Source organism: Herminiimonas aquatilis (assembly GCF_042665175.1).
Lineage (GTDB): Bacteria > Pseudomonadota > Gammaproteobacteria > Burkholderiales > Burkholderiaceae_D > Oxalicibacterium > Oxalicibacterium aquatilis.
Genome location: NZ_JBHTCC010000001.1, coordinates 1,510,756 through 1,529,470, shown reverse-complemented (window position 1 = coordinate 1,529,470; position 18,715 = coordinate 1,510,756). Strand labels below are relative to the sequence as shown.

9 protein-coding genes are annotated in these 18,715 nt (G+C 52.7%); 2 read left to right on the top strand and 7 right to left on the bottom strand.

Annotated elements, in window-relative coordinates:
• Positions 1-15: 15 nt before the first annotated feature.
• From ACFQO0_RS07005 to ACFQO0_RS06980, 6 genes are all read right to left on the bottom strand, one after another.
• Positions 16-417: a lysozyme inhibitor LprI family protein gene (locus ACFQO0_RS07005; RefSeq protein ID WP_382233302.1), complete on the bottom strand. Its 402-nt coding sequence runs from the start codon at positions 415-417 to the stop codon at positions 16-18.
• Between the two features lie 2 nt (positions 418-419).
• Complete coding sequence (locus ACFQO0_RS07000) at positions 420-671, bottom strand: DUF2164 domain-containing protein (protein ID WP_382233301.1); 252 nt, start codon at positions 669-671, stop codon at positions 420-422.
• A 33-nt stretch (positions 672-704) separates the two neighbouring features.
• Complete coding sequence (locus ACFQO0_RS06995; RefSeq protein ID WP_382233300.1) at positions 705-2,753, bottom strand: primosomal protein N'; 2,049 nt, start codon at positions 2,751-2,753, stop codon at positions 705-707.
• A gap of 1,203 nt (positions 2,754-3,956) precedes the next feature.
• Positions 3,957-5,039 (bottom strand): uroporphyrinogen decarboxylase, encoded by a 1,083-nt coding sequence (gene hemE, locus ACFQO0_RS06990; protein WP_382233299.1) that lies wholly within the window; start codon positions 5,037-5,039, stop codon positions 3,957-3,959.
• A 128-nt stretch (positions 5,040-5,167) separates the two neighbouring features.
• Positions 5,168-5,677 (bottom strand): hypothetical protein, encoded by a 510-nt coding sequence (locus ACFQO0_RS06985; RefSeq protein WP_382233298.1) that lies wholly within the window; start codon positions 5,675-5,677, stop codon positions 5,168-5,170.
• Positions 5,678-5,878: 201 nt separating this feature from the next.
• Positions 5,879-7,813, bottom strand: coding sequence for a TolC family outer membrane protein (locus ACFQO0_RS06980; RefSeq protein WP_382233297.1), 1,935 nt, complete (start codon positions 7,811-7,813; stop codon positions 5,879-5,881).
• 286 nt (positions 7,814-8,099) lie between these two features.
• On the opposite strand from ACFQO0_RS06980, the gene ACFQO0_RS06975 reads away from it, so the two are divergent.
• Together ACFQO0_RS06975 and ACFQO0_RS06970 are read left to right on the top strand one after the other, a co-directional pair.
• Positions 8,100-8,735: a transglutaminase-like cysteine peptidase gene (locus ACFQO0_RS06975; RefSeq protein WP_382233295.1), complete on the top strand. Its 636-nt coding sequence runs from the start codon at positions 8,100-8,102 to the stop codon at positions 8,733-8,735.
• A 32-nt stretch (positions 8,736-8,767) separates the two neighbouring features.
• Positions 8,768-10,669: a bifunctional diguanylate cyclase/phosphodiesterase gene (locus ACFQO0_RS06970; RefSeq protein ID WP_382233294.1), complete on the top strand. Its 1,902-nt coding sequence runs from the start codon at positions 8,768-8,770 to the stop codon at positions 10,667-10,669.
• Positions 10,670-10,807: 138 nt separating this feature from the next.
• Here the strand turns inward: ACFQO0_RS06970 and ACFQO0_RS06965 are convergent, their stop codons facing one another.
• Positions 10,808-18,640 (bottom strand): Calx-beta domain-containing protein, encoded by a 7,833-nt coding sequence (locus ACFQO0_RS06965; RefSeq protein WP_382233293.1) that lies wholly within the window; start codon positions 18,638-18,640, stop codon positions 10,808-10,810.
• Positions 18,641-18,715: the final 75 nt, after the last annotated feature.

Here is an 18,715-nt window from a genome sequence, read left to right as displayed (position 1 = left end):
TTGCCTGCCCGCGCTTTACTTTACGCAACCTTCCAAGCCGCAAGCTTGCAATTTCAAGTCTTCCGTTCGGCGCATCGTATGTTTTTCCAGGCAGGAAAAATGCAGCAAAGGCCAAATGGAGCCGGACTCTGCGCGCGGGCCGGTATCGGCCAGACAATCCTTGTCGCGAAAGATAAGCCAGGCGCGCTGCGCTTCACGCAAACGGGTTAGGGTGGCAGCATCTTGCGAGGTAGCCAGGTTTTGCTTGTACTGTTGATTCAACGCCTGATCCGCAAGGTCAAAACGATGGCTGGCGCAGACATTCATTGCCAATTGATTTTTGTCACAGTCTTTTAGCGACTCTTGCAACAAGCCTTGGCCCTCCGCGAACGCGGGTGCACTTGCTGCAAGCAAGGTACAGACAATCAAGCGGCGCATTTTCATTTCTTACCCCAATAAGAAAATTCGGCTTCGTAGCAGCTGACGTCCAATTCTGCGACTTTGTCGTGCATGGCTGCTTGCGCATCCAGAATCGCTTGATTGTAAATGCTGGGGCCCAATTCCTTCACGCAAAAATCCAGCAACAGCCTGGCCTTCAGGTCGCCTATGCCTTCGTCCATATTGACGTCGAAATAGCGTTGGAGTGAGCCGATCAGTCGTTCTTCGGTTTCCGGATTCAGTTTGATAGCCATGAGAATATCGGGTTAAAAGCCAGGGTTGTCTGTTTAGATATCGACCGGGTCGACTTCCAGCGACCAGCGCACGCGGGACTTCATATCGCGCAAAGTTGAAATCCAGACTTTCAGGAATGCCTGCAAGGCTGGTCGGGAGACGCATTCGACCAGCAACTGGGCCCTGTCGATATTTGCCACCCGTGTCATCGTCATCGGAATCGGATCGTTCATCGTGATGCCATCATGTTCGACGCAATTGATCGCCTGATGCAAAAAGTCGAGCGCGATCTGCAACTCTTTCGCTTCGGCGCGCAGCAAGGCTTGATACATGAAAGGCGGAAAGCAAGCCTGCTGCCGCTCTTCCAGCAATTCGGTGGCGAAGGTATCGTAGTCGTGCGCGCGCACCGCTGCATACAAGGGGTGTTGCGGATAACGTGTCTGTATTAACACCTCACTCACGCTGCCCCCTTCCTTCTGCGCGACGCGACCAGCACGCCCTGCCACCTGCATCAATTGTGCAAACAGGCGCTCGCTGGCACGGTAATCATGCGAGAACAAGGCCGTATCAGGATTCAGCACGCCGACCAGGGTCAGATTCTGGAAGTCATGTCCTTTCGCCACCATTTGCGTACCGATCAAGATATCGACCTCGCCCCGGTGCACGCTATCGAAGGCTTCCTGCGCACTCCCCTTGCGCCGCGTCGAATCGGCATCGATGCGCAAGATGCGTGCCTCGGGAAATATTGCCTGCAGGTTTTCTTCGACCCGTTGCGTGCCACGTCCGAGAGGCTGTAGATCGACATTGCCGCAAGTCGGGCAGGATCGCGGGATGCGCTGTTCGAAACCGCAATGATGGCAACGCAAGCGCTTGTCGAGTTTGTGCAAAACCAGGAAGGCGCTGCAACGCGTGCAATTGCTGACCCAGCCGCAGGAATCGCAAGAGATCACGGGTGCATAACCGCGTCGATTCAGGAACAGCAGCGATTGTTCACCGCGCTCCATGCGCAACTTCAATGCCGCGATCAAGGTAGCGCTGATGCCTTCGACCATTTGTTCGCGCGGCGCCTTGCGCTCCAGATCGATCAGGCCGACTTTGGGCAATACCGCATCCTTGACGGCACGCTCGCGCAATTCCAGCTTGCGATAACGCCCGGACTGCGCATGATGCCAGGTTTCCAGCGATGGCGTGGCCGAACCGAGCACGATCGGAATACTCAATTGATGCGCGCGCCAGACAGCCAGATCGCGCGCCGAATAGCGCAAGCCTTCCTGCTGCTTGTAGGAAGGATCATGCTCTTCATCGACGATGATCAACTTCAGATGCGGCAGCGATGACAAAATCGCCAGGCGCGTGCCGAGAATAATGCGTGCCTGACCCAGATGGGCGGCCAGCCAATGCGTCATCCGCTCGCCTTCGGCCAGACCGCTATGCAGGGTGGCAATCGCAACACCGGGGAAACGCGCACGCACATTTGCTTCCAGTTGCGGCGTTAGATTGATCTCCGGCACCAGAATCAGAATTTGCGCCGGATTGTGTTCGTCTATGCTGTGCGCCAGAATTTGTGCGGCTGCCTGTAAGTACACTTCGGTCTTGCCGCTGCCAGTTACGCCGTACAGCAAGGTCGGCGCAAAACCCTGCGCACCGGCAATTGCATCAGCCGCAGCTTGTTGCGCCGGATTCAGCTGCGGCATCGCAAGCGGCGTGGCATCATGCGCGGCACCGACCTTACCCAGCTTCTTGACGGCTTTATCCAGCGATGTGGTTTTGAGCGCGCGCAGATTTTTCGGCAAGCCGGGAATCGCAACTTCGCCCAAAGGCCGCTGGTAATAATCAGCGGCAAATGTGCATAACGCGATCCACTCGGCGGACAGCGGCGTTAATTGCGTACGCACTGCGATAGCCTGCTTGAGCTTGTCCAGCGGCACATCCGTCGTATCGTGCACAGAAACGATCAAGCCCATTACTTCGCGCCGACCAAAAGGCACCAGTACCAATTGGCCGGGCAATGGCCGAACAAGGCCATCCTCGATCGGCCAAACATAGTCGAAGCAGAAATCAAGCGGTGTGTCGAGAGCGACTTTAAGGATGCAATGTTCCACGGAGTTAATGTAATACCTGAGGAAGTGGTCTAACTACCCGTTTCATAAGCGCTTTTTTATCTATCCACAGCGATTGTGGATAACTTTGTGGATAACAGCCCCTTGACAGCCGGAGAGGCCAGTATTTATGCGGGCTTCAACAGATTGCTTAAAACCAAAGCATAAATTTAACTGTATTTAATCAATGACTTACAAATAAGAGATTTTTATAATTAATAAATTTACGAAATAAATCATGTTGCTACGCACAAGTTATTTTTTGTGAATAAGTTTTTGTTTGTCGGACAAAAGATGTCATCAAAACAAATTAAATATGCATTTTCAATTACTGTTTTGACACGCCATTGTTTCCACTTAACAAAAAGCGCCGGCAGGCGTTTTCTTGAAAGAGCACAAGAGCTTGATGCGGGATGAAGAAAATCCGCTAAGTCCCGATTTTGTATGGTTTTTACCAACTATCCACAATTCCTGTGGATAACTTTGTGGACAAATCGGGCGGCATTCTGCCAGGCAACTTCTACAATTTGATGCGCGATATTTAATCCACGTGCAGACAATAAATAATTTTATATAAATCAAGGATTTACTGAAAATACCTTGATGCAACACAATATCCAGATAATAAGTATTCTTGTTAGCTCCTCGCACTATTTTGTGAATAAGCTAGTAAGGTTACCGTCATTAAAATATCTATTAAGCAAGCTTTTTGTTAAATACTCTTTTCCGCTCACATTGTGAAGTGCTGCTTTAGTGCATCTTTTTTTCCACGGCTCGCGTTGGATGTTAACTATTCGCGATGAAACACGCGCTGGCCACACCTCATGTGAAGTATCAGCAAATGCGCTAACTCCACGTTTCTAAAGCTCTTTTTTATCTATCCACAATTCCTGTGGATAACTTTGTGGATAAGCCCGGAAAATGCCCATTTTTGCCAGATTCCATGCGGGTTTCAATAAAATGCCAAAACAAAAAGCAAAATATTTTTCCATTAAAATCAAAGACTTAAAAAATTCACTTTGTTAAGAATCGTTAAACACAATACAAATTGACAACACTCTGTCTAATTACAATTTCTGTGCATAAGGTTAATTACTGCGCGCCAAAACCGAGCGTTCATAGGGTCAAGTCTGTGCTTTATTGTGCCTTGCCAAACACCAGGGCTTGCATATGGTGCGCATGCTCCGCGAACATGCGCAACGGACTTTATGCGTGCAAAGGACGACTGAATTCGTGCACAGCATCCACCAGGACAGAGACCGCTTCCGGCGGTGTGAATTGCGAAATGCCATGCCCTAAATTAAATACATGGCCGGAGCCTGCCGCGTGCTTGCCATAGGATGCCAGCACCTTGGCGACTTCCGCCCGGATTTGATCCGGTTGCGCAAACAGGATCGTCGGGTCCAGATTGCCCTGCAAGGCAACCCGATCACCCACTTGCGCGCGCGCTGCCGCCAGGTTCACGGTCCAATCCAGACCCACCGCATCGGCGCCGACATCGGCAATGTCGTTGAGCCACAAACCGCCACCTTTGGTAAAGACGATGCTAGGAATACGCACTCCGTCTTTTTCCGTCTTTACGTGCTTCATGACTTCCCGCATGTAATGCAGCGAGAACTGTTGATAGGCGCCATCGGCCAAAGCGCCACCCCAGGTGTCGAACATCATCACCGCCTGGGCGCCGGCATCAATCTGTGCATTCAGGTAACCGGCAATCGTGACGGCGTTGGTTTGCAGGATGTGGTGCATCAGATCCGGGCGGTTATACAGCATTGCCTTGACCGTGCGGAAGTCGTCCGAACCGCCGCCTTCGACCATGTAACACGCCAGCGTCCAGGGGCTGCCGGTAAAACCGATCAGCGGTACACGCCCCTTAAGCTCGGTGCGTATCTGCGTCACGGCATCGAACACGTATTGCAGCGAACCCAGCTCCGGAACGCTCAGCGCCATCACCGCTTTTTCATCGCGCAAAGGACGCTCGAACTTCGGCCCTTCGCCTTCGATGAAATACAGGCCGAGCCCCATGGCATCCGGCACTGTCAGAATGTCGGAAAACAGGATTGCGGCATCCAGATCGTAACGGTCCAGCGGCTGCAAGGTCACTTCGGTTGCGTAATCGGGATTTTTCGCCAGGCCAAGAAAGGAGCCGGCGCGCGCGCGCGTGGCGCGATATTCAGGCAGATAGCGTCCTGCCTGCCGCATCAGCCACAGCGGCGTGTATTCGGTCGGTTGACGCAGTAATGCACGTAGAAAGGTGTCGTTCTGGAGCGGAGCAAATTGTGTAGGCATCAGGACTGAGTTTCTCGGTATGAATACATGGCATGAGGTTGGATCTGGAAACGAGCCGCTATTATCGCCGAAAGAGGGTGTGCCGGGACCGCAATGCGGCTGGCGGTGCCTCTGCGGAGGCTGCAGATTTATTCCCGGTGGCCGATATTGAGCAATTTGTCGGCGCGCTCTTCCTCTGCGATGGCGCGGATGTAGTTGGCAAAGTCCTCATCTTCACCGCGCAACAATTGAGGCAGCAAATAATAGAAATCCTGGCGTCGACACCATTCCCGCATGTAATCGTCCCACGAACCCCAGCGCCGCAAGGGCAAGCCGCGCAAATCGGGCTCGTATGAAACGATGTAGGCACGCTCAAACAAGGCAATCAACATCTCGAAAATAATCAGCGCACGTTCTTTTTGTTCTTCACTCAAGTCCGTCTTCGACGTGGCGCTGCGTAATTGCAAGTCCGGATTGTCGAGCACGATCTTCAGGAAATCGTTGTACGCATTTTGCAGCAGCTGATAGGCCTCTTCATCTTCGGAGTCGCGCTCCTTGCGCTGTTCGTAGAGAAAAAGAAATATTGCAAACGGCAAGGCGAGCGCCGTTACTACGAAGCTGGCGAGTTCCCAGAATCCCGGATCCAGTATGAAATTCATGTGTGCATGTGGCAGGTCAGAAGAAACTTCAGTGTACCGTGCGCATCGGTCATCGTGCGCTGTATCTGGTCACAACAGCGATCCCGGCAGCGATTCTCAACGCCACATCCATCGCGACCAAAAATCGGCAGACAAAAAAATACGGCGCCTGAGCACCGTATTTTTGAGGCCTATCCATGATGCATGTCGAGTTTCTGTCTTTTATTTTGCGACCACCGGCTGGCTGGTCTCGCTGATGATTTGCCAGCGGCCATCGAGATTTTCCCATTCCAATGTTTTTTGCACAGTGTCCTTATAAGACGAGGAACGATAATTTTGTACAAAAGTACTGGTCGCCGTTTTTGCGCCCTTGACGTCAACATTGATATCGCTGAGCACAACTTCAATTTTCTGTGCGTTCGAAATCGATGCTGTACGCTGGGCAACCCATGCATCACGCGTCATGCCGCGTGGCGGTTTGAAATTTTTGGAATACGCCTGCAGGTAATCGGCAACATTGCGGCCAGACCATGCATGCACCCATGCCGACATTGATTCGATCAATGCTTTACGTAATGCAGCTGGACTTTCATCCTGCTTTGCTGCTGGTTTTACATCCTGACTTGCAACCAGCGGCGCAACAACCGGCGCTGTCGCCGACGTACCAACAGTGCCAGGTACTGCGATCGAGCCATTAGGCGTGGTTGAGTTCGCGGCCGCTGCGCGCGCTGCGGCCGCCGATGCTGCAACAGCCGCCGATTCACGTACCAATTGTTCTGCACGTACGTTCAACGCATCTTTGTCGACGACATAGCTGTCCGGTCCTAATGGCGGGCAACCGGACGGCGCTTCGCCGCTTTCTGAAATATCCGGCAATTTGGATACCGCCTGGCGCGCCAGGCCAAGGCTGGCGAACAAAGTACCCATGCCGGCGTTGGTACGTGCATAGGCAACACTCAAATCAAAATCGGAATTCACATAGGCGCGCTTGGCCTGGAATAATTCATTTTCGGTATCCAGCACGTCAAGCAAACTACGTTGGCCGATATCGAACTGCATGCGATAGGCATCGCGCGCTTTTTCAATCGATAGCTGATGCTGGTCCAGATAGATCAACTGCTCCGTCAGCTTGCGGGTATCGTTATAAGCGATCGACAAGGTCTGGCGCAGATCGCGGCAGGTTTTATCGCGCAGGTCGCGCGCAACGTTGATCTGCTCTGCGTACTGACGCACACGGGCGCGATCGCTGCCGCCATTGAACAGATTCCAGGTCATGACGATTTCAGCGGAATTGCTTCTACTTTCGCCGGTAGGACCGGTATTACTCGACAGGTTGTCGCCTCGATCGCTACGCAAACGAAAATCGAAACGCGGCTGAAAGGCAGCATTGCGGATTTTTGCCGAACTGTTGGCGGAACGGACATTCTCGATCGCCGCCAGCAAAGCCGGATTACGGTCGGCGATTTTCAATGCCGCATTCAGATTTGGCGGCATGTTCTTGTTCAAATCGCCGGGCATTGCCATATTTTGGCCAGGGGCGGTGCCGACCAGACGCTGAAAGCGCGCGCTGACATCGTACAAATTAGAAGTGTCGATCAATAGATTCGATTCGGCGAGGGCAAGACGACCGGCGGCCTGCTCCAGATCCACGCGACGGCCCACACCAGCATTGGTTTTCTCACTGATTTGCGAAAATACCGAACGATGCCGTACGTAGTTTTCTTCAGACAAGGCGGTCAATGCGCGATGGCGCAACACGTCCGCATAGGCACGTACGACTTCCAGCGTCGTGCTTTCAGTCATGTCGTACAACTCAAACAGGCGCACGCGACGCGCAAAATCCAGCCGATCGACTTCATTGCTGGTAGCAAAGCCGTCATAAATCAGCTGCGTCAACGTAACCGTTGTGGAATTGCGGTTGCTGCGCGTCTGTACCGGCTGCTGATACTGATCGCGGCCAACACCGGCCGCGACGTCCAGCCGCGGCAGAAAAGCACCGAAAGCCACATCGCGCTCGCCGTCGGCGGCTTCAAACGCGTGAACCCGCGCTTCGATTTCGGGATTAGTGAGCACCGCCTGCTGCGCGGCATCTTTCAAAGTCTGCGCCGACACGCCTAGCGGTAGCAGCAGCAATAAACTCCAGTAAATTTTACGCATAGGGCCTTACTTGTGTCTGTCCAATAGACTGACGAAAATAAAATTCCTTCTTTATACAAGACATTTCGATGGTGGAATGTTAATTTTTGTGAATAGCGTATCGATAATACGACGCTTCTTGTACTATCCATATGGCGAAAATGCTCCGTAACACCCGCCTTTTCCGGCGAATGCTATGATCAAATTGCTCGAGCATTCATAGACATCGCAAGCATTCACCCAGCTCTCTCCCTTGATCAATTGCATCCGACGATCGCCGTGCTTGCTGCACATCCTGCTGCTCATCATGGCGGGTACGCTGCTGCTGCCTCCGCATCCGGTCGCCGCATTTGATGTGTCACAGCTACAGGCCAGCTTACGCAAACTCGGCGGCAATCCAAAGTCCTTAGCCGACTGGCAGCAGATGCTGCAGGAAAGTAAAGAACTTCCCATCGCCGCCCGTCTGAAGCGCGTCAATGAATTTTTCAACCGTCGCATCCGTTTTTCCAGCGACCAGGAAATCTGGCATCAATCGGACTATTGGGCGACCCCGATGGAAACTCTGGCGAAGGGCGCGGGCGACTGCGAAGACTTCACTATTGCAAAATATTTTACCTTGCTGAACGCTGGTGTCCCAGTCGAGCAACTGCGCCTGATCTACGTCAAGGCACGCATAGGCGGCATGAACAGCAATCTGCAACAGGCACACATGGTGCTTGCTTATTACGAATCGCCGGATGCAGAACCACAGGTTCTCGATAATCTGATTACGGATATACGGCCGGCATCACGCCGCATGGATCTGTCGCCGGTTTTCAGTTTTAACAGTCAAGGCATCTTCAGGGGCGTCGACGCAAAAACCAAACCGGAGACAGGCGGCGTCACGCAACTGTCACGCTGGAGCGAGTTATTGCAACGTGCGCGCGCTGAAGGTTTCGATTGATTCATGTAACAAAGAGGGGCACCAATATGTCGATGTACCGCCAACTTTGGCTTGCACTTATTCTCAGCACGACGCTGTCACTGGTCGGGGGCTTTCTCGCATCGACGCTCGGCGCGCGCGTCTATCTTGAAGAACAGCTGAGACTGAAAAACAATGACACTGCCGCCGCACTGGCGCTGTCGCTCAGTCGCGGCGGTGTCGATGCAATCGAAATGGAATTGAGTGCTGCCGCACTGTTCGATAGCGGATATTTTCAATCGATCAGAATCCTCGACCCGAAAGGTGCAGTCATCGTTGAACGCGTTGCAGCGCAAGTTCAGGACAGCGCGCCACAATGGTTTGTGAGCAGTCTCCCTATCGTGGCGCAACCGGGCGTGGCAAATATTACCGACGGCTGGAAACAACTGGGCACCGTCGTATTGTCGAGCCAGACATCGCACGCATACAAAACTTTATGGGCGGCGACCAAGGAATTAATGGCCGCATTGTTCTTTGCGGGCTTGTTGGGCGGCTATCTTGGCACACTGATTTTGCGCCGTCTGAAAGGTCCGCTGGCAAAAGTCATAGAACAGGCGCGCGGCATTAGCGAGCGACGCTTTTTCACCACCCCGGAACCCAAGGTACCCGAACTACGCCAGCTGGTCGCCGCCATGAACTCCTCGGTTGTGCGCCTGAAGAGCATGTTTGACGAGGAAGCCAGGCGTCTGGAGGCAGTACGCCAGGAAGTTAACTACGATCCCTTGACCGGCCTCGCCAATCGCGACTATTTCATGGCGCGCCTGCGCGCCGCACTGGAAACGGAAGAAGGTCCGGGCGGTCAATTGTTCTTGATCCGTATCGCCCACCTGGCTGAAATCAATCGTCGCCTGGGTCGCGAATCCACCGACGCGCTACTGCAAACCGCAGGCAAAACTATCGAGGAGTTTGGCACCGGCTTGCCTGATGCATTGGTGGCTCGTTTGAACGGCGCAGATTTTGCCCTGATGGTGCCCGGACAATGGGATGCGCTTGCGATGGGTGATGAATTACTGCAGAAACTGATCGACGGCAGCCGCGCTTTTTTGCAAAATGAGCCGATTGCCTTTATCGGTACTGGCGCGTTCCATCCGCAACATGCGATGGGTGAACTCTTGACACAGGTTGACAGCGCGATGGCCAGCGCCGAGGCAACTGGCGTCAATAATCTGCGCGAAGCTGTTTCTCATAGTGATGATGGGCCTAGTAGTGCCGAGCAATGGGGACGTCAAATCGAGCATGCGCTGGATAATGCGTTGACTAAAATCGCCTTGTTCCCGGTCGTGGATTTTTCCGGCCAGCTCATCCACAGAGAAAGCGCATTGCGTCTGATGTTGACGCCGGGTAGCCCATGGTTGCCGGCCGGCCGCTTCCTGCCTGCGGCAGAACGCATAGGCATGACTGCGAAACTAGATTTGGCAGTGGTGAAACTCGGATTGGCAGAGCTGGAAAAAGATCCACAACTGCCAGGTGTTGCGATCAATCTTTCCGGCCATTCCATCCATGAGCCCGCATTCTGCCAAAAACTGCTCGCCTTGCTGACAACGCAACCTTCGGCGAGCAAGCGCCTATGGCTGGAAGTGCCGGAATATGGCGCACTTGCGTATCTGCCGGCCTTCCGTAATTTTTGCCAACAGCTTGCAGGCAGCGGCTGCCGCCTCGGCATCGAACATTTTGGCAATCAGTTCAGCCACATTGGCAAGCTGCACGACCTCGGACTCGATTACCTGAAAATCGATGCGAGCTTTATTCGTGATATTCAAGACAACCAGGGCAATCAGGTATTTTTGAAAGGCCTGACGAATATTGTTCACAATATCGGCATGAAAGTATTTGCCGAAGGTGTGATCTCGCAGCAAGAAGTCGACATGCTGGCGACGCTGGGCTTTGATGGCATCACTGGGCCGGTTGTGAAATAAGTAGCGCAACGAACAACCGATAAAGAAGGTGCCAGGCTGCTGGTTTCAGCAAAACTGATTACTTTACTTCCACTAATAAAAAAGCCGTTCAGTTAAACCTGAACGGCTTTTTCTATTTACCAACTTGGCGCAGATGGATCAGTCGGTAATCAACTTGCCCTTCGTGATCATATCTTGAATGACTTGCTGATCGGTAGTCATACCGCCCATCAAATCAACACCTTTCAAGACGATGGTTTGCGCTTCATTCGCTGCGTTATAGCCGTCATGGAAACCACCGTTGGTGCTGACATGCACGATGGTGTCAGTACCTGACTTCTCAAAGTGCAAGTAGCTATCCAGATTGCTACCCACGCCTTGACTGATTTCCCCTTGCAACAAATCGCGCAAATCAAGTTTGTCACTGCCAGTCGCCGTATCGAAATCAGTGACGGTATCAACGGCTGGCGTACCAGCCGCGCCCTTGTCTGCGAACGACCATTTAAAGGTATCGGCACCCAAACCACCCGTCAGCATATCGTTGCCCGCGCCACCTATAAGGATGTCGTTGCCGGTACCACCATCAAGAGTGTCGTTACCTGCGCCGCCTTCCAGACGATCAACACCGCTACCACCAAACAACTGATCGTTTCCATCGCCGCTTATCAATACATCGTTACCACCTCCACCGCGCAGAATGTCGTTAGTGCCGCCGCCGATAATGATTTCATCGGAATCGGTACCATTGATCGTGTTGCCGGCCACATGAATAACTTCAGCAGTCGCGCCGGAAGTTAAACCGTTTTCCGTCACGGTGTAATCGAACGATCCTGCATCCGGACCAATTGGACCATTGACCTGATCGATGGTAAGCACCAGATCGTAAGCAGTACTGTAGTTAGTATTGTTGGTGTTGGTATTGTTTGTCTGCAGCTGGATGTAGAACTCTCCACTCACCGTCGCTGTATACCAACCATCCGTCGTACCAAGGGATGCCGTCTGCCACACACCTGCCGCGTCCTGATACTGAATCTGTCTGCTGATCGTGTTGCTGTTATTATCGACATCGACATAAATTCGTTCACCGGCATACAAGTGAACCGCAACAAAATCTATATCGCGACCAGCAGTACCGGTAGCGTTATTGGTCAAATTTCCTTTGAACACTTGCGTGTAACCGGTCACACCTGCATCTATCGCCCAGGTATTCGTGCCAGCAGGAATCTGAGTGCCAAACTTGCTGCGATCAGTCAAGTCAATCGCGTTTTCACGCACATCGCTTTGACGCTGCGACGATGCGTCATAAGGCGCTTCGGTCAATACCCTGATGGTCTGCGTCGGCACTGTACCCGGGGTGTACGTGATATTTGTGCTGCCACTTACCGAGCCGTTCACTGCGTTTTGTGAGCTGGTGACGCTCGCGCTACTACCTATTGAATCGTTATGCAATAGCGCGTCGGAAGAGACAACAATTGGCGTACCGTTCTGAACGTTGGTCAGGATGATGTCCTGGTTCGCATCCAGGTTGGCAATATAGTCGAGATTGACATTTAGGTTGATCGTCTTGGCATCGCCATCGGCATCCACTGCCGTGATTTTGAAGGTCTCCTGTTGATTTTGAATCGTCTTGTTGACAGTCAATTCGTAATTGTATGTACCGGTGACAAAATCCACGGTCAATTCACCGCCCTTGGCTGTATCAATGACAAAGACACTGGTACCGGTACCGTTGTAGCTATAGATAATCCCATCCACTTCGATGCTGGTGAGCGTGCCGCCATCTGCACCCAGCAGGAAACCGCTGGTGCCGTTACCCGTCAACACTGTCACGTTGCCTTGTACGATGCCGGAATTGACCGTGGCCAGCAAGGTATCGGTCAAATCGGCCGCGTTAGCAACCTTGATCGCATAATCTTCACTGCCATTGCCATCCGCATCTGTGTTTGGATAGGCAATTGGCAACAGCGCTGCGAGAGATGCGCTACCGATACCGATACCGAATGAGATATCGGCGTTCGCCGCGACAAAATTTTGCCAATTGGTTTGCAATGTCGTGGTATTCAAACCGCCATCGCTTGGTTGACCATCAGTAATGAAGTAGACCAGTGTCTTGTCCGCTACCGGTTTGGTAAAACCGCTCATGACTTCATTCAGCGCTGTTTGATACTGCGTACCACCACCGGCTTGTACGGTATTGATATAGCTGATCGCATTGCTCTTGTCGTCGATGAACCAGCTGGTTTCATTGGCACCATCAGCGAAGTCGATGATCTTCACGTTGACGTTGCCCAAACCGTCATAACGCTCGATCAGTTTCGCCAGCGCCTCTTTGGCAATATCCATACGAACAGTAGTTGGATCAAATCCAGCCTCGTTCGACCAATTGCCGTTCGCATCCGTGGTCATACTGCCAGAGCGATCCAGCACAATCACCAAGTTGTAGGTCAAGGCAGCATTCGAAGCGGCTTGCAAGGTCTGAGTTATATCACCGCCTATCGGCGCATCATCGACAATGTTTACTACCAGATTCGCAGTGGTGGTTTGGCCCGTTACGCTATCTTGCAACGTATAACTGAAAGTAGGCTTGTCATTTACACTTTCGGTCGTCGCTGCATTTAGCGTGTAGGTATAAGCGCCTGTGCTTGAGTTGACAACCAATGTACCTGTGGCATTCGTAATCGTGATCGTGCCACCGGATGCTGCAGTGCCATTGATGCTGGTCACCGTTGTGCTCGATGTAATACCCGCATCATTGGCAAAGAGATTGCCCGTCGCAACCGTTGGCAACGAAGCCGCAGCAGGCTGCGTACCAGACGCAAGACCGGATTCATACACTGTTGCACTATCCGCTGTTGCCGATATCGTGCTGTCGGTGGTCACCGTCAAGGTGGCAGAATTGGATGATGTGCCGTCGCCATCAGTCAATGTGTATCCAAATTGATCCGGCGTGATGTTGGACAAATCTGGCTGCGCAGTAAGGCCGTTGACGAGATAATTCGTTCCGCTCGATGTTGATGTAAACACCAAGTATTTATAACCACTTGACGTTGCAATTGTCGACGTCACGATATCACCGTTAGCTCCGCCAATCGTGCCACTGCCAACGATAGCTCCGCTAGCGTTATATGCACGCCATACAGCTGTCTCGCCACTACTCAAGGAGGTGAGCGTGACGCTTGACGATTTCGTAGAGAAGCCAATATCAATGACCAGATTTTCGCCACTTTGGATGCGCGCGTTTGTGCCTGTAGTGTTGCTATTATCAACCCCTATACCATCATCATTTGTTCCGGTTTCATTTCTTACTCTCACGCGCCCCGCAGCAGCGCCATCAAGATTGGCGGTAACAATACTATTTGTGTTACTGCCATACAGGGTTTGCCCTTCAAAGCCATATACCGTGAAGCCAGCATTCGTCCACTCGCTCACACTCGCAGTTCCGCTTGCCGCAAGTGCATTGGTTTGATAGGTAGAGCTATACGTATAACTACCATCCTGCTGAATCACCAACTCGCCATTGGTTGTCGTGATCGTGCGTCCACCGGTCGGAATTGAATAGCTGGTTCCACCGAAAGTGACGGATGTGACGGTAGTCGGTCCGTCGCTATAGGTATCTGCGCCACCGACCACATTGCCACCCGCACCTGTAATGACGTTGCCAGTAATGCTTGAACCGATGCCAACGCTGTCCACGTCGTTATTTGCGACCGGGGCTGAATCCGTGATGTTGATATTGACGGTGGTCCAGCCGGAGTTCAGGCTGCCGTCCGATGCACGATAGACAAAACTATCGACGTCGGCGGTAGCATCTGCGTGATTGCGCACCGGTGCGGTATAGGTAAAAGTGCCATCGGCGTTCATGACGACGGTGCCGCCAAGAGCAGTCGTGATCGAATTACTGCCATTCGCCGTCGCTGCAGTCGCACCACTGTTGCTGGCAAACTGACCTACGGTCAAGGTGGCGGAATCGATATCCGTGTCATTGATCAGCACACTGCCACGTACGACAGTCTTGCCTTCAACCACGCTATTCGCGCCATTGTAGGTATCATCCGTACCGATAGGTGCATCGTTGACCGGTGTGATGTTCAACGCAACGGTATCTGTATCCGACTTCGCCCCGCCGCTACCAGTATTGCCCAGATCGTTGGTGGTGATCGTCAGATTGACGTTACCGTTTGCATTGGCAGCCGTCGTGTAACTTACGCCCGTTCCGGCAAGGAAGCTGTTAATCGCGGCTTGCGTGCCGGTCAGCACAATCGTGCCAGTACCAGAACCGCTAACGATTACGCCAGGCACGGCAACGGAGGTCAAGGTGCCAGTCGGTACGCTCAGGGTAACTTGCAGATTGGTGGAGCCGGCATCGACGTCACCTACGCTGATACCGGTCAGCTTGGTTGCAACGTCTTCGGTCACTGCAATCGAAGTCGGCACCGTATTCACTGGAGCATCATTGACGGAAATAACGTTGATGGTTGTTGTCGCGGTGTTGCTGGTATTGGTGCCATCGGTAACAACGACGGTGATCACGCGTGGCGTGGTATCCGGGGTTTCGCTGGTATTGATAAAGGTCAGCGAACGAATCGCGGTTTGATAAGCAGCCAGACTTGCAGAGCCGGTCAGTACAACCGAGTTGCCGACAATGCTGCCGGTGATGCCGGCTGGCAGACTGCCGAAATTACCAGAGTCGCCGGTTTGCGGATTGGTTAACGTGATGGTTGCGCCCTGAATATTCGAGCCATCCAGATCCGTAATCGAGATATCGATGTCAGCAATCGAAATCGCAGCACCGTTTTCGGTAAAGGTCGTGGTGTAACCGGTACCGGCACCGGAAGCATCCAGATCCAGCACTGGCGCGTAGTCGTTGTTGAGAATAGTACCGATTCCAACCACGCCACCCAGAGTGAGGTTCACGGTCTCATCCGGCTCAACCAGTGAATCATTCCCGGTAGGAATACTGATCGTGAAGCTGGTGACACCCGGCGGCACAGTCAACACATTACCAACCAGCGTGACGCCATTGGTAAAGGTTGGAGTCGCCGTGTAATCGGTGCCGGCAGTCGCAGACCCACCACCCAGATTGTAGGTGAAAGTTGTGCCGGTGCTGGAAGTGCCGGTAACGCTGACGGTATAAACCAAGATACCACCTTCGGCTACCGAAGGACTCGTGATGCTGCCAATTACTGGGACAGCGTCGTTGTCGGTAATGGTACCTACACCCAGATTGTCGCTGATGGTCGCATTGCTCGGCGACGTTAAATTGACATTGAATGTCTCACCAGTGGCGCCTTCATACACCGTATCGTTGATGATGCTGACAGTGATGGTTTTCGTTGTTTCACCAGGAGCAAACGTCAGCGTGTTGGAAGCGGCCGTGTAATCGCTACCTGCGGTCGCTGTACCGTTGCTGGTGTTATAGCCAACTGTGACCGTTTGACCAGAAGCCGCGCTCAAGGTCACCGTGAAGGTCGCGGTACCTGCTGCTTCGTTGACCGTCACATCGTTGATCGACAAACTTGGTTGCGCATCGTTATCGGTAATAACTCCGGTTCCGGTAGCCGCACCAATCGTCAATGGAACCGTCTCGCTAGCTTCGTTCAATACGTCGTTGACCGTTGGGATAGAAACGGTAAAGCTGGTGACCCCTGCAGGTACAGTCAAGACGTTGCCGACCAGCGTTACGCCATTGGTAAAGGTTGGTGTCGCCGTGTAATCAGTACCTGCCGTTGCCGACCCGCCACCCAGGTTGTAGGTGAAGGTCGTGCCGGTACTGGAAGTGCCGGTGACGTTGACGGTATACACCAACGCTCCACCTTCCACTACCGACGGGCTGCTGATACTGCTGATCACTGGTGCGGCATCGTTATCGACAATCGTGCCTACACCAAGATTGTCACCGATGGTTGCATTAGTTGGCGCGGTCAGATTGACATTAAATGTCTCCCCTACTGTACCTTCATACACAGTGTCATTCGTAATATTGACGGTAATGGTCTTGGTAGTTTCGCCAGGAGCAAAGGTTAGCGTATTCGCTACAGCAGTGTAATCACTGCCTGCCGTAGCCGTACCATTGCTGGTGTTGTAGCTTACAGTAACCGTTTGACCGGAAGCTGCACTCAAGGTCACCGTGAAGGTCGCGGTACCGGCGCCTTCATTTACTGTCACATCGTTGATCGACAGGCTTGGTTGCGCATCGTTGTCGACGATCGTTGCGACACCGCTTGCAGATGCATTGCTGGTATTGCTCGAAGTAACGTTGGCTGTCAGCGTGAAATTTTCACCGACTTCATTCAAGGTATCGTTGATAACAGGCACACGCACCAGTGCACTGCTACTGCCGGCGGGTATGCTGCCGTTCGACGTTGTCGTCCAAGTCGCACCGCCGTCAATCGAAATTTGCAGCGCGCTGGTGAAATCCTGACCCAGCGTTGCAGTACCGTTATTCAATCCTAACCAGAAGTTGGTTGCGCTACCACTGACTCCGGATAGTGACACTGTGAATACGGCATAGCCACCATCTTCCTGCACAGATACATTGCCGACACTGATGGCAGGTGCACCTTCGTTATCGAAAATCGTACCCTGCCCGATAGGATCGGTAATCTGCGCGTGCACAGCATTCGACAGATCGATGAAGAAACTTTCGTTGCCTTCAAAGACCACATCTTCGTTAATACCGATGGTGATGGTTTTTGTTGTTTCACCTGCGGCGAAGTTCACCGTGCCATTGCCTCCGACATAATCCTGACCTGCTGTTGCGCTGCCATCGCGTGTCGCATAATCGACGCTGATCGGTTTGCCGCTAGCAGAAGACAAGGAGACCGTGAACGTAATTGTGCCGGCACTCTCATTCACACTGACATCATTGATCGTGATGTTAGGCGCGGTGTAATCGTTATCCAGAATTGTGGCTGTCGCACTATCGCTGGTGTTGCTGGTGACACCGGCAGTTTTCGTTGCTGTCAGCGAGAATGTCTCATTGAACTCATTGAGGGCATCATCAATCACTGGGGTACGCACCACAAAACTCGTCGATCCTGCTGGAATCGTAGCCGATGTCGCGTTGCTCCATGTCGCACCATCATCGAAGGACACTTGCAGATTATTTGCGCCGGTCGAACCATAATCGACGCCGCTACCTGCGGCAGTACCGTTGCTCAGTGCCAGCGAAATAGTGGTCGCTACGGAGCTGGTCGCAGACAACGAAACCGTGAAGTGCGCGAAACCGTTGCCTTCAGTAAGGTTGTAGTTGTTGAGTGCGTCATTCACCGCAACTTGCAATGCAGGAGCAGTGTTGATAGTCACATTATCACTACCACCTGCGCCCGCATTGTTTGCCGCATCGGTATAACTGCCAGCGGTTACTGTTACCGTACCCGTGCCGTTATAACCAGGAGTCGCCGTAAACGTCGCGGTCCACACCAGTGGATTGCCCGTTGCCGTCAAGCCGCTGATAGTGCCGCCGGCAACTGTAATGTCGCCAGAGGTAAATCCGACTGGCACTTCGCTGAATGTGAAGGTGACATCTGACACATTGTCGGCAAGATTCAGCGCGCTATCGACAATATTGACCACAACAGTGGGTGCAGTCGTATCGACTGTATAGCTTTCTGTGTCTGTGCCTGTACCTGTATTGCCTGCAGTATCTGTCGTTGTTACTTGTGCATCAATAATCTTGTCGCCATCAGCGACCAAATCCGATCCCGGCACGTCGATACTGAAACCAAGTCCTGCTGCTACTGTTCCGATATAGGTATGACCATTAACTATTAACGTGACTGTGTCGCCCACTTTAGCATCGCCACCAACCGAGCCTGTGATCGCGATGGTTTGGCCAGCCTCGGTTGCATTGATTACGTCATCGGCTGTGATATTGCTGCTTAAAGTAATCGTTGGTACTGGTGGAGTGACATCGACTGTGTAGCCTTCGGTGTCGGTCGCTGTGGCGCTATTGCCCGCCGCATCTGTCGTCGTCACGCTCGCGTCGATCACTTTGTCGCCATCGGCGACCAGGCCGCTGCCTGGTACAGGGATCGAGAACGTGTTGCCTGCTAATACGAAACCTGT

Excerpts from the sequence above, each read along its gene's own strand:
- ACFQO0_RS06985 (WP_382233298.1), bottom strand. The coding sequence starts at position 5,677 with ATGAATTTCATACTGGATCCGGGATTCTGGGAACTCGCCAGCTTCGTA.
- ACFQO0_RS06970 (WP_382233294.1), top strand. The coding sequence starts at position 8,768 with ATGTACCGCCAACTTTGGCTTGCACTTATTCTCAGCACGACGCTGTCA.
- ACFQO0_RS06980 (WP_382233297.1), bottom strand. The coding sequence starts at position 7,813 with ATGCGTAAAATTTACTGGAGTTTATTGCTGCTGCTACCGCTAGGCGTG.
- hemE (WP_382233299.1), bottom strand. The coding sequence starts at position 5,039 with ATGCCTACACAATTTGCTCCGCTCCAGAACGACACCTTTCTACGTGCA.
- ACFQO0_RS07005 (WP_382233302.1), bottom strand. The coding sequence starts at position 417 with ATGCGCCGCTTGATTGTCTGTACCTTGCTTGCAGCAAGTGCACCCGCG.
- ACFQO0_RS07000 (WP_382233301.1), bottom strand. The coding sequence starts at position 671 with ATGGCTATCAAACTGAATCCGGAAACCGAAGAACGACTGATCGGCTCA.
- ACFQO0_RS06975 (WP_382233295.1), top strand. The coding sequence starts at position 8,100 with ATGGCGGGTACGCTGCTGCTGCCTCCGCATCCGGTCGCCGCATTTGAT.